This is a genomic window from Bombilactobacillus sp. ESL1094 (assembly GCF_058107425.1).
This window is the reverse complement of the sequence record NZ_JBYLUM010000001.1, coordinates 1,500,504-1,513,175: the sequence shown is the minus strand read 5'-3', so window position 1 is coordinate 1,513,175 and position 12,672 is coordinate 1,500,504. Positions and strand designations below refer to the sequence as shown.

Sequence of the window (12,672 nt, the reverse complement as noted above, 5' to 3'; positions counted from 1 at the left end):
ATTTAATCCACTCCCTTAATTAGAAAGGTTAATTTTATGAAACTTAAGCATCAAAATAACCACTATCTTACCACAATTTTTTTAATTATAGGACTATGTTTTTTTTATTTATTACAACAATTACCTTTAATTATTTTGCAACTAACTGCTAAAGAACACCTAGCTCCTTTCCAAATTACATTAAGCTTTGGTCTTAGTATTTTAATAGTCATCACAATTATGTGGTGGGGACTGCAACACAGCCAAACTTTCCCTACGCACAAGCTATCTAAGCCCACTTATACATTGATTGGTATTGCGTTTGTCTTAGTAATCGTTATCAATTTAGTATTGCTACCATTAATGAAAACGACTGACAATACCAACGTGAATAGTTTACTCCACTTAGCCCAAGCATCTCCAGTTTTATTTGTGATCTATGCCATTTTCATTGCCCCAATTACTGAAGAGATTCTTTTTCGTGGCCTAATCATTAATTGGTTTTTTGCTGATCACTTATATCTCGGAGCTTTTATCAGCGCCGTTTTATTCGGATTAGTCCATCTCTCGAAAGACCCTATCTATTTTTTATCTAAATTCCTCATCGGTTTGTTACTCGGATTACTCTATGTGCGTACCCAAAATATTAAAAGTGATATTTGCTTACATCTATTAAACAATCTTGCAGCTATCCTGATGGCTTTGTAAAACAATGCTTGACGAACAATCGATTTTTCAGTATGATAGTTATTGTTTGATTGCCCGTTGGTCAAATGGTTAAGACGCCACCCTCTCAAGGTGGAGTTACGGGTCCGATTCCCGTACGGGTGATATTATGATTGATTAGTTTATGTATGAGCTCCCCGATGTGGGAGCTTTTTTTGTATTAAAAAATCAATACTAGCTAAGCTTTTTGATTGTCAGCTAACATTTGTTCAAAAGCGCTCAATTTGGGTAACGGTAACGCAAAACGTTTTTGTAACCAAGTAGCACACAAATCAAACCACAGAGCAACATCGTTTACAATTTGACTTTGCGAAGCAGCAGTCGCCTGCGTTGCCAAGCTCAAACCGTGCGCACCATGTTCAAACAAATGTAACTCAAACGGAATATTCTGTTCTTTTAAGGCTGTTGCAAATTTCAACGAATGTAATGATGAAACCAACGGATCATCCGCAGTCGCCCAAATAAAAGTAGCAGGCGTATTTTGGTCAACTTGTAAAACCGGGCTAGTTTGTTGTAATTGGTCTAATGAAGGTTCTTCTTGACCTAATAGAGCGACCATCGACGCCTTCATAAACTGCTGATCCATTCCTTGCATAACTTCTTTAATTTGTTGATTCAACATAACATAATCTGTTAAAGCATAACCTAAAATGCAAGCCGCTGGTTGTAATAAATTCTTATCGGCTCCAAAATGCTTGGTAAACCAAGCACGATGCCAATTAGTTGCGTACAAAGCGGCATTATGTCCACCAGCGGAAAAGCCACAAACGGCCACTTTTTGTGGATCCACATGCCATTTTGCTGCGTTTTTCTTGACCAAAACCATAGCCTGGCCTAATTCTAATAACTGTTGTGGAAATAATCGCTCTTTTTTCGGTGGTAAATCAACTAAATCCGGTAAATCTGCGGAACCATCATTATAAGTACTATATCGTAAAACAAAGGCATGATAACCCAATGCATTAAATTTTAAAGCAATGGGTTCCGCCTCGCGATCTGAACAATTAAAATAGCCACCACCCGGACAAATAATAATGGCAGGCCGATTACCACCATTAATAGTTTCGCTTGAATCATCTAGTAAATACGTTGTCAACGTCACTGCTGGATTATCAGCTTTTAACGAAAAAGTCTGAATCTTCATTCAAACAACCTCCCAATGATCTTCTTAATACTGAAATTAAAACTCTTATCTCTAGGATTAAACCTTGTATCATTGAGTAATCAATACAAAGTTGTCCCTGTCATTTATAATAAGCGCTATCATTTTAATAATCTAGCCAGAAATAATAGTTAAATACTGTTCATATGTTAGAAGAAAAAAACTAACTAGGTAAATTGCCAATCTAGTTAGTTCAAAATTAATTATCAACACTACTTTACATAAACCTTTTATTTACATATATATAATTAGTTCTTATTTCAAAACATTAAATCTGAAAACAATTGCGCTCACAAGACTAACAGCTTGTTTTATTGTAGTGAGTTGACTAACGACCATGTTGCTGTAGCATGATAATCTGCTTTATAGACTGGAACTTGTAATTGCCGCAAATCGAGCTTTGGACCCGCGATTTGGTGATGACTAGTATCCCACCAACCTGTTGAAATATCAGTAACCGCCTTACCAGAACCATCAACAAGCGTATGATGCTTGTCATACTGATCAATTACTGCCGGCGTTTGCGAAATGGCAGTTGGCGTACTACTACCAGCAGGTAAATATTGGAAAATGTCTGTTAATGGCGTTGTCGTTTGATCACTAGTGAAATCTGCAATCGCTAAACTGAGTTGCCAACTCGGTGCTCCCGTCGTGTCCGTTACTTTTAATGCTGTTCGTGTGGCATCATATGGCAAATCGTACGCTTGCTTAGCCGTTTGTACAATCTTGGTGCCAAAGTCTAGCGTATCCGGCACAATCAAGTTCATCGTACCTGAATTATATTTCAAATCTAATTGATAAGGTGTTAATGGTAACAAGGGATCTGTAGTAATAGCTGGGAAAACTGGTGGTATTTCTAAAGCGTTAGTTAAGGTATAACGATAATGCTTTGTCTTAATTGCAGTTGGAAAATTAGCTTGATCTGTCGGATCTATCGGCTTGCCAACCACACCGACAACCGTCTTAGCAGGCTTGGTTCCATTTTCATCGGTATTAAAAATTGGTTGGTTCGTATTATTATCCAAATAATTAAGCTGAACAATACTATTCTCTGCTACATTAACTGTTGCTGCTGTTGAAGCCTGCGGATTTTCATTAGTGAATTGTCCTCCACTATCCACAGCATAAATTTTAATTTGATGACCGCCAGCCTTGGGAGTGGCTAAAGTCTTTAAATCAGTCTGATCAATAATATTTGCTGTCCAAGATTGCGCCAATGACGGATCTTGAATAATCAAAGGTGTAAGCTGTAATTTTTGATAATTTTCAATTTCAGCTAAAGTCGGCGTAATATCCACTGGATCAATAGCATAATACAACTGTACTTGAGAACTATCGTTATCAATCACGCTTCCACTTAGTTGTATAGCGGGCAAACTCTTATCTTGATAATCATGGCAATATTCTAGGTCCATATTTGTAGTGCCCAATGTCCCAAACCTTACTTGCGGTGTTTGATTCTTTAACTGATGCTGCCAGACTAAAGTTTGCGTAGGATTTCCCTTACTGGCGTCCGAATCTTGATCTTGACTCGGACGATTAGCATTACGTAAAAAATCATCATCCAATGAATCTCGGGTCGGATAAATGGTCCCAGTTGGGTGATGGTCCGTTCCTGCACCCACGGCTTGCCAAGCGCCGGTCTTTTGCCCAGCCTGACCTAAAACTTTATATTGATAAGCGCCATCTTGAAAAGTCAAACCTAATTGTGGCATGTCTACATAATCATTATACCAATCGTACTTACTACTAGAGCTATAATGATAGGCATTAGGAAAGAGCACCTTAGAACTTACTTTAATTTTCCACAAATTATGATCACCTTGCGTAAAATATAAAATAGATTCTTTGTACTGAACTTTAGTGGTATCGAATTTACTTAAATCTAAACTCGTTAAATTGCTACAACCAGAGAACATACTTTCCATATCAACAACCTTACTGGTGTTAAAGTTGCTGACGTCTAAATGGGTCAAACTGCTACAGTTATAGAACATATAAAACATTCTAATAACTTGACTGGTGTCAAAATTACTTAAATCTAAACTTGGTAAGCTTCTACAATTATAGAACATATCAGACATATCAGTAACTTGACTAGTGTCAAAACTACTTAAATCTAAATTGGTTAAATTTTCACATGCATAAAAAATGTGAGACATATCAGTGACTTTTCTGGTGTCAAAATTACTTAAATCTAAGCTTGGTAAACTGCTACAGCCACTAAACATAGAAGATATATCCTTAACATTGCTAGTATCAAATTTACTTACGTCTAAACTTGGTAAACTGCTACAGCCATAAAACATAGAAGACATGGATTTAACATTACTTGTATCAAAATCACTCACATCTAAACTTGGTAAACTGCTACAGACACTAAACATAGAAGACATATCAGTAACATTTCTAGTATCAAAATCACTCACATCTAAACTTGGTAAACTGCTACAGCCATAAAACATAGAAGACATGGACGTAACATTACTTGTTTCAAAATCACTCACATCCAAACTTGGTAAACTGCTACATCCATAAAACATAGAAGGCATGGATGTAACATTACTTGTTTCAAAACCGCTGACATCTAACCTTAATAAACTGCTACAACCGTAAAACATGAAAGACATAACAGTTACGTTACTGGTATTAAACCATTTCTTATTCCATGTAATAGATTGCAAATCAGAACAATCTTTAAACCAACTTTTCATACTAATCACGTTCTCTGTTCGCCATGTAGTCAGATTTAAATTGATCAACTTGGAACAACCTAAAAACAAACTCGAACCATCGAGGTCACTATTGGTGATTACAGATTGACTACTGCTAAATGTTCCAAATTTGCCACCGACATTTAATTTCGTCAATTGTTGACATTCGTCAAACATTGCTGCCAAATTATAGACCTGACTGGTATCCCAATTACTCAAATCTAGTTTTTGAAATTCCGAATTTCTAAACATATAACTCATATCAGTAACTTTACTTGTATCAAATCCTTTTAAATCAGCAGCACTAATTTGCGAATAACCAAACATGTTTGACATTGTAGTAACATTAGAAGTATCCAAAGATCTCAGATCCAATGTTCCAGTACACGTAACGCTATTAAACATATAATCCATACTAGTGACGTTAGAAGTGTCAATATTTTGAAAATTAAAATCAGTCAAATCATCTCCAATAAACATGCCAGAAGTATTTTTTAATTGACTGGTCTTCCAGCCACTTAAATTAACATTTAATATATTGCCCGTAGCCACATAATCGAACATATAACTCATATCAGTAACGTGACTGACATCAAAGTTACTCAAGTCTAGTTCACTAAGCTTGGAGCACCTATAAAACATACTGGCCATATTAGTAACCTGACTCGTATCCAACTTGTCTAAGCCATCAATTTCAGTACAATATATTAAATTAGCAAAAACATAGGCACAGTTAGTTGGGAGTTGAACTCCTGGTTGCAGAACTACTTTTTTGATATTACTGTTATGCTCCAACCAACTTTCACCTTCGTAAGTAAAATTAGTATTAACGTCTCTATAATAACCGTAAGTATCTAACGTACCCGCGCCCACCGTTAGTGTACCATCAACATCAAGGGTCCACGGACAAGTACCTGCTACTCCACTGACCGGCGCTGTTAAAGCTGTAAAGTTACTAATTGCTGGCTTAGTTTTTAAGAGATCGCGACTTTGCCTAGCACTGCTCGACGTTAGTGAACTGAAGTTCTGTGGACTGGTCAAGAGATCATTAGCTGTATGTATTGTTTGACTAAAGTCAGTGTGTGGCTTCAAAGTCTTAGCTTGCAAATTGGAACTTTGAAGCAATAAAAATCCAAATAATAAGACAAATAAGGTCACGATTTTAGAATATTTATTATTCATCGAAAAGTCCTCCGTTTTAATCATCTGTAATTTAACCAAGCACTTATTTGCTAATTAAAAATTACTCATTGACCTCACACAAGCATATTAAGTCCTAACTTTGTAATCTCTTCTTCAATTTCTTTTTTTGACTTTATATTAGTTAAAAATTAACTATTGATACGTTTTTAAAGTTATTATAATACACCAATTGACTAATGATTAGATTAATTCTATCTAGTCAAATTCCACGTTCAAATAAATTAAAAATATTTTTTCTTTACTAATCTAAATCTTTGATTAAGATCAACAATTATTGTATTATGATAATTTTGTACAAGTTAACTCTGCTTTGTTACTTAAACTTTTTGGCACACAAAAAGAGACTGGGGCAACAAGATTAATGCTCCTACGTTTTCTAAAACGCTGCGAACATTAATTATTGCGTTCCAAAAGTCAACAGTTTGTGCTCAACTGCTAAACCTTTTGGCCCAGTCTCAATCTTCTATAACCTCAATCTTTATGATACAAGTAATGGATTTGTGCCTAAACCTTTAGTCTGAGGCAAAATAAATCTTTTACCAGATTATTATTCATTACCTGTCCGTGAATAGTTCTTAACATCAGCAATCACGCTATCCACAAACATATTAATATCTTCTTCAACGCTGTCTTGTTCACCGTACTTCCGCACAGAAACTTTGGCATTTTGGACTTCTTGATCACCAACAACCACCGTATAAGGAACCTTTTGCGTTTGCGCTTCACGAATCTTGTAATTCATCTTTTCGTTACGGGCATCAACATTAACTCGCAAACCTTGTTGGCGCATCTTCGTCTGTAAGTCTTTGGCATAATCTAAATGATATTTATTATTAACAGGGATAATTTCCACTTGAATTGGTGACAACCAAGTTGGAAAGGCACCTTTATACATTTCAATCAGATAAGCAATGAAGCGTTCCATGGTAGAAATCACGCCCCGGTGAATCATCACTGGTCGGTGTTCTTGACCATCTTCACCTACATAACTCAAATTGAATTTTTCAGGTTGCATAAAGTCTAATTGAATCGTCGAGAGGGTTTCTTCATTACCCAAAGCCGTCTTAGTTTGCACATCTAACTTTGGACCATAAAAGGCTGCCTCACCTTCAGCTTCATAATAATCCAAGCCCAAATCATCCATGGCTGCTTTAAGCATGCCTTGCGAACGATCCCACATTTCATCATCATCAAAATATTTTTCCGTATTGGCCGGATCACGATAACTCAAACGGAAAGTATAATTTTCAATGTTGAAATCTTGATAAACATCCATCATTAATTGCAAAACTTTTTTAAATTCATCTTGAATTTGATCTAAAGCAACAAAGGTATGACCATCATTTAAGGTCATTTCCCGCACCCGTTGTAAACCAGATAAAGCACCTGATTTTTCATAACGGTGCATCATGCCTAATTCAGCAATCCGAATCGGCAATTCCCGATACGAACGGATATGATGCTTATAAATTTGAATATGTGAAGGGCAATTCATTGGCCGCAATTCCAACATTTCGCCATCGCCCATATCCATTGGTGGAAACATGTCTTCGCGATAATGATCCCAGTGACCAGAAGTCTTATACGTATCTAAATTCATTAACACAGGCGTATAAACATGTTCATAACCCGCAGCAATTTCTTTATCAATGATATAACGTTCAATGGTCCGCCGAATGGTCGCACCTTTTGGCATCCAATAAGCTAAGCCGGCACCAACCTTAGGATCAACGAAGAATAAATCTAAATCGCGACCAATCGTCCGGTGATCACGTTCTTTAATTTCGGCCCGCCGTTTTAAGTCAGCTTGCAAATCTTCATCATTTAAGAACGCTGTACCGTAAATTCGTTGCAACATCGGATTACTGGATTTCCCTTGCCAATAAGCTCCGGCAACGGATAATAATTGATAATGTTTTAAATCACTCGCTTTCGGGAAAAGTGCGGTCTCACCAAAGCTCACAAAGTCGCCCATTTTAAAGACTGGAATCTGCACACTATCAATGGATTTTAAAATCTCTGTTTGGTAAGGATCAGCTTGGAATTGCTCCACCAAAGCACTCTTATCCATTAATTGGCGTTCAATTGGTTGATTAGCTTTAATGAAATGTGCCATCTGTTCCTGTAAAGCACTCAATTCATCAGCACTGACTTGACTGCCAGCTTTATCAGTATCCACAAAAAAGCCGTCATCATTCACTGCTTGTTCACCTAAATGTAAATCCGGATACTTTTGCTTGAGCGCTGCTTCTAACAAGAAGATGGCGGTATTGCGCGCCACTTCAGCAGCTGCTGCATCTTTATTGGTCACAATTTCAATCTTAGCAGATTGTGTAATTGGACGTTTAATATCCACTAAAGTACCGTTAATTTTGGCCGCTACGGCTTGCTTTTTCAAACTGTTACTAATAGAACCAGCAACCTCTAATGGTGTGATTGCTTGTTCAAAATCACGTTTTGAGCCATCAGGAAATTCTAAAGAAATTTGGGACATTTTTATCCTCCTACAAATAAAAAAGTCCCTTAGACAAATTGTCTAAGGGACGTCATTGACGCGGTTCCACCCACATTAAAGTAACCAAACTTTATCTCACAGTCTTTAATGCGACCAACCACGTACTTATTAACATCAATGTAATGGTTCAGCTTTTAATGAGTTGCTTTCAGTCTCTGGCTAACTCTCCCTGCAGTCCAAGCTTTATGACTATGTCCATATTAAACCACGCGCTTTTCAATTTTGCAAGTTACAATCCATAATTATTTCTGAAAGCGCCGGTTGGGTCCTGATAAAACCACCTCTCGTGCTAAAAAGCGAATGCGCTCCATAATCCGTGCTGCTTTCACCGGTTCTTGATCACCACGTTGGTTGACTGCCAAGTGCTTTTGTAAATCATTCATGGCAAAATTAGAGGAGAAAAAGGTCGGTAATTTCTCTTGCATCCGGTATTGTAAGATGACTCCTAAAACTTCATCTCGCACCCACGAACTCAATGAGTCAGCGCCAATATCATCCAACATCAAAATCGGTACCGCTTTGATTTCGTCAATCCGCGTTAAGACAGAATTATCAGAAATGGCATTCTTCATTTGCACCGCGAAAGTTGGAAAATGCATTAATAAAACTGCCACCTGTTGATTAACCAACTCTTTGGCAATCGCTCCCAATAAATAAGTTTTACCAACACCAAAATCTCCTGATAAATACAAGCCTGGTGTAAATTCATTTTTGGAATAATTCAAGACAAATTTCAAAGCGGCCATCAACGCCGTTTGCCGCCCACTAGCACCCGTGCCAAAGTCAGTTAAATCCGCTTGCCGGATATCACTTGCCATATCAATGGTCATAAAGTTTCGTTCAAAGCGTTGCTGCTTTTTTTGTGCTACCAATTGCGCATCAGGAGCATAGGTAACTTGAATCATTTGATTCTTAAAAATCAGCCGCGGCTGATAACCCGCAGCAAATTCTTGCATATGGCTTTTAGCTTGCACAAATTCATAAATAGCATCCAAGCCTTGTTGTAAAATCGGCTGGGTGATTTGGTCTTTGTGTGCCGTTAAAAAGTGTTGCACATCCTCATCGCTTAACGCATTTCTTAATAAATCTTGATAATGATTTTGCCATTGGTGGCCTTTAATGATTTTGGCTAATGATTGCGATAACTTTTCCATTATCTAACCTCACTCAGAATGATCTTGTAACTGTCGCAATTGCCGTTGCATCTGCGCTAATTGTTCGGAATTAACCTGTTGACTTGGGGTTTTGGACCAATCAGTTCCGGACTCTTTTTTATTTGTGGTTGAACGTTTTTTCTTGGTTTGCTTTTGCGGAAAGTCCTGTAAATATTTAATTGCCTGTGGTGCGGTCTTAATTCCGTGCTGCACCCAATCATTAGCAATTTTTTCTACAAAACCTTGCGTTAAAGTAGGCGAATTATCCAAAACATAATTTACCAAAATGTTCACTACTTCTGCTGGTAAAACCATGCGTGCCTGTAATTTCCGCAAAATACTAGTTTCAGAACTACCCACAAAACCATTTTTTTGGTGCTTTTTATTAGCTAAAAACTCTGCCGGCGCTTGGTTCTGCGCGGCCTTGATTAATTTTTTTTGACTAGTGGATAAATTAGTCACCGGTGGCCTTTTAGCTGCGCTAGGCAAAGCTGCAGTCTTCAAATTAACCCGTTGTTCATATTGCTTTTGAATCAAGGACTTTAAACGACGCAAGTCAATTTGATCAGTTTGCACATTTAGCGTTTGCCCAATTGCCTGCGCTAATTCAACTTCGGATAAGCCATAGAAAGTATGCAAATTAAATAACTCTGACTGATTTTGATCAATTTGCTGGGGCGCAACGTGGTATGAACGCACAGTAATCTTTAAGAAATCCCAATCAAAAGTCGCTAATTCCGTCGGTCGATAATTGGGCTGATTAACAGTAGAAAGTTGAGCATCAGACTCAACTTTGGCATCTACTACTTTGTGAGACAGGTGAAATACTTCCAAAAAACTTTTCGTAATTTCTTTGGCTTGGTCTAAATTGCGGAGTTGAGGATGATACTTTTTAAATAACTGTTGAAAATCGGGTTGACCAATTTTTTCTTGTAAATAAGTGGTTAAAATACTATCTTGAAAAAAATTAGCACCTGCTAGTGGCCTTTGCAATTGATAGATTAAATAATCACCCCAACTATCTTTACTTTGAAAAGTCTGCAGTAAAGCGACGGCTTCTAATTTAATCCGCGCTTGATAAAAATGCTGGCTATCAAGATCCAATAAATTTAAAAGTTGAGAATGCGCTTTGCGCTGGGAAACTAAGGGGACTTGATGCTGCCACAATAACTGATACAAGCTCAAAGCATCACTCCCAATAATGGGTTGATATAAGTCAATTAAAACCTGATAATCCAATTGTGTGAGCGTACTACTACCAATTACCCAATAGCCCCACAGTGGATCAATCATCGCTTGCGTCATCGTCAGTTGTCTCGCTTTCTGCCTGATTTTTTTGAGCTAACATCATTTCTTGTACTTCCTGCATCAAACCGTTAATATCCTTAAACTGACGATAAACGCTGGCAAAGCGGATATAAGCAATATCATCGACACCGGCTAATTCTTGCATCACAAATTCACCAATTTGGCGCGAATTGATTTCACTTTCACCCGTTGCTTGGATCTTAGCTTCGACTTTACTAACTAATTGATTCATCGCCTCTAAAGTCACTGGTCTTTTTTCAGCGGCACGCACAATGCCCCGTAAAATTTTTTCACGACTAAATTCTTCACGATTACCATTCTTTTTGATGACCAAAACGGGAGTATGCTCAATCCGCTCAAAAGTTGTAAACCGATATCCACAATTTTCACATTCACGGCGCCGACGAATCACCCGGCCTTCGTCACTCGGGCGACTATCAATAACCCGAGAAGAATTTTTTTGACACTGAGGACAAATCATAATTTACTCCTTAATTACTTGTTGTAAAAACTGGTCAACTTGTTGCTGTAAGTGCTGCCAATCACCAGTATTATCAAGAACAAAATCGGCTAATTGACATTTTTGTTGAAGTGGTAATTGGCTTTTTATTCTACTACATGCTTGTTGAACTGTTAAATGATTTCTTTCTTGTAAACGTTGTAATTGAACTTGCTGGGTTACATAAACCACTAAAACTTGATCCACAATTTGCTCATAATGTTGTTCGAATAAAAGTGGAATTTCAAAAAAAACAGTTTGCGAAGTTGCTTGTGCTTGTTGAATTTGTCGCACCAATTCTTGACGAATTGCTGGTTGCACAATTTGATTTAAGCAATCCAATTGTTTCGCATCGGCAAAGACGATTTGCCCCAAAGCAGAGCGATTCAACTGCCCATCGGCAGTTAAAACCTGAGTTCCAAACTGTTGGACCACTTTTTTAAAAGCTGGCGTTTTGGTATCCAAGATTTGGTGAGCAATGTGGTCAGCATCAATCACTAAAAAGCCCGCTTGATTAAGTAATTGACGGACACTTGTTTTGCCACTCGCGATACCACCGGTAATTCCAATCGCACGCCCCATTAGTTCAACCGTTGACAATGCGGGCAATAATGTGTCCCTCGGCCCGCCACGCGAATTTTTTCAATTACCGTGCCACAACGTTGGCAGGGTTGGCCTTCTTGATCATAGACTTTTAATTGTAATTGAAATTGGCCCTTTTGACCGGTGGCATCAACATAACTGCGAATCGTGGTTCCGCCAGCGGCAATGGCGGTTTGAATTTCATCCGCAATGGCCGGATATAATGCCTGTAATTGTTCGTCAGTTAATTGATTGGCTGGTTGCTCGGGATGAATTTTAGCCATCCATAAAACTTCATCGACATAAATATTACCTAAGCCTGAAACTACTTGCTGATCCAGTAACACAGCTTTAATATTTTTCTTTTTACGCTGTAAACCGCTAACCAATGAATCATAGGTATACTGCGGCGTTAAGGGTTCCGGACCTAGTTTAGCAATTCCTTTAGTGGTTAACTCATCAGTTCGGGGCACAACTTCCATGCGCCCAAATTTGCGAACATCACGATAACCTAAATACTGGCCATTGGCTAGCTCAAAAATAATATGCACATGCTTATCAAAATCACTTTTTTGATCCCGAACTTGATATTTACCTTCCATTCGTAAATGACTAATCATTGTCAAATCATTATCAAAATGAAATAGTAAATACTTAGCACGGCGCCCCACATCGGTAATCGTCGCTCCAATCAAATCTTTCTTAAATTCTGGTAAGGGATTGACGATAATTTTCGGATACAGCACCTCAATATTAACAATCTTTTGTCCTTTAACTAATTGATTTAAGCCTCGACGGACTGTTTCTACTTCTGGTAATTCTGGCATTAT

The 12,672-nt window shown here is 37.8% G+C and carries 9 protein-coding genes and 1 tRNA gene; 2 read left to right on the top strand and 8 right to left on the bottom strand.

Translation table 11 applies throughout. The annotated features are described in order from the left end of the window. Window positions 1-36 precede the first annotated feature (36 nt). Together AC3B5S_RS07155 and AC3B5S_RS07150 are read left to right on the top strand one after the other, a co-directional pair. Window positions 37-687: a CPBP family intramembrane glutamic endopeptidase gene (locus AC3B5S_RS07155; RefSeq protein ID WP_489775265.1), complete on the top strand. Its 651-nt coding sequence runs from the start codon at window positions 37-39 to the stop codon at window positions 685-687. A gap of 51 nt (window positions 688-738) precedes the next feature. Beyond that, a tRNA-Glu gene (locus tag AC3B5S_RS07150) sits at window positions 739-810 on the top strand. Window positions 811-883: 73 nt separating this feature from the next. Here the strand turns inward: AC3B5S_RS07150 and AC3B5S_RS07145 are convergent. The 8 genes from AC3B5S_RS07145 to mutM all read right to left on the bottom strand — a co-directional run bounded on the left by AC3B5S_RS07145 (window position 884) and on the right by mutM (window position 12,669). Continuing rightward, the gene (locus AC3B5S_RS07145; protein WP_489757768.1) at window positions 884-1,849 is read right to left on the bottom strand and encodes an alpha/beta hydrolase; all 966 of its coding nucleotides are present in this window, start codon (window positions 1,847-1,849) and stop codon (window positions 884-886) included. Between the two features lie 329 nt (window positions 1,850-2,178). After that, the gene (locus AC3B5S_RS07140) at window positions 2,179-5,763 is read right to left on the bottom strand and encodes a BspA family leucine-rich repeat surface protein (RefSeq protein WP_489790284.1); all 3,585 of its coding nucleotides are present in this window, start codon (window positions 5,761-5,763) and stop codon (window positions 2,179-2,181) included. Window positions 5,764-6,331: 568 nt separating this feature from the next. Beyond that, window positions 6,332-8,278 carry a threonine--tRNA ligase gene (thrS, locus tag AC3B5S_RS07135; protein ID WP_489757766.1) on the bottom strand — a complete coding sequence of 649 codons (1,947 nt, stop codon included), beginning with the start codon at window positions 8,276-8,278 and terminating at the stop codon, window positions 6,332-6,334. 263 nt (window positions 8,279-8,541) lie between these two features. Continuing rightward, on the bottom strand, window positions 8,542-9,453 hold the full coding sequence (dnaI, locus tag AC3B5S_RS07130; RefSeq protein ID WP_489790283.1) for a primosomal protein DnaI: 912 nt from the start codon (window positions 9,451-9,453) through the stop codon (window positions 8,542-8,544). 9 nt (window positions 9,454-9,462) lie between these two features. Further along, window positions 9,463-10,758 carry a DnaD domain protein gene (locus AC3B5S_RS07125; protein WP_489757764.1) on the bottom strand — a complete coding sequence of 432 codons (1,296 nt, stop codon included), beginning with the start codon at window positions 10,756-10,758 and terminating at the stop codon, window positions 9,463-9,465. Beyond that, on the bottom strand, window positions 10,739-11,242 hold the full coding sequence (nrdR, locus tag AC3B5S_RS07120) for a transcriptional regulator NrdR (protein ID WP_489757763.1): 504 nt from the start codon (window positions 11,240-11,242) through the stop codon (window positions 10,739-10,741). Before nrdR ends, AC3B5S_RS07125 begins: the two co-directional genes overlap by 20 nt. Before the next feature lie 3 nt (window positions 11,243-11,245). Continuing rightward, window positions 11,246-11,869 carry a dephospho-CoA kinase gene (gene coaE / locus AC3B5S_RS07115; RefSeq protein ID WP_489757762.1) on the bottom strand — a complete coding sequence of 208 codons (624 nt, stop codon included), beginning with the start codon at window positions 11,867-11,869 and terminating at the stop codon, window positions 11,246-11,248. Further along, window positions 11,842-12,669, bottom strand: coding sequence for a DNA-formamidopyrimidine glycosylase (gene mutM, locus AC3B5S_RS07110; protein WP_489775260.1), 828 nt, complete (start codon window positions 12,667-12,669; stop codon window positions 11,842-11,844). The genes coaE and mutM overlap by 28 nt, the downstream gene beginning before the upstream one ends. Between the last annotated feature and the right edge of the window lie 3 nt (window positions 12,670-12,672).

Excerpts from the sequence above, each read along its gene's own strand:
- AC3B5S_RS07155 (WP_489775265.1), top strand. The coding sequence starts at position 37 with ATGAAACTTAAGCATCAAAATAACCACTATCTTACCACAATTTTTTTA.
- AC3B5S_RS07145 (WP_489757768.1), bottom strand. The coding sequence starts at position 1,849 with ATGAAGATTCAGACTTTTTCGTTAAAAGCTGATAATCCAGCAGTGACG.
- AC3B5S_RS07140 (WP_489790284.1), bottom strand. The coding sequence starts at position 5,763 with ATGAATAATAAATATTCTAAAATCGTGACCTTATTTGTCTTATTATTT.
- thrS (WP_489757766.1), bottom strand. The coding sequence starts at position 8,278 with ATGTCCCAAATTTCTTTAGAATTTCCTGATGGCTCAAAACGTGATTTT.
- dnaI (WP_489790283.1), bottom strand. The coding sequence starts at position 9,453 with ATGGAAAAGTTATCGCAATCATTAGCCAAAATCATTAAAGGCCACCAA.
- AC3B5S_RS07125 (WP_489757764.1), bottom strand. The coding sequence starts at position 10,758 with ATGACGCAAGCGATGATTGATCCACTGTGGGGCTATTGGGTAATTGGT.
- nrdR (WP_489757763.1), bottom strand. The coding sequence starts at position 11,242 with ATGATTTGTCCTCAGTGTCAAAAAAATTCTTCTCGGGTTATTGATAGT.
- mutM (WP_489775260.1), bottom strand. The coding sequence starts at position 12,669 with ATGCCAGAATTACCAGAAGTAGAAACAGTCCGTCGAGGCTTAAATCAA.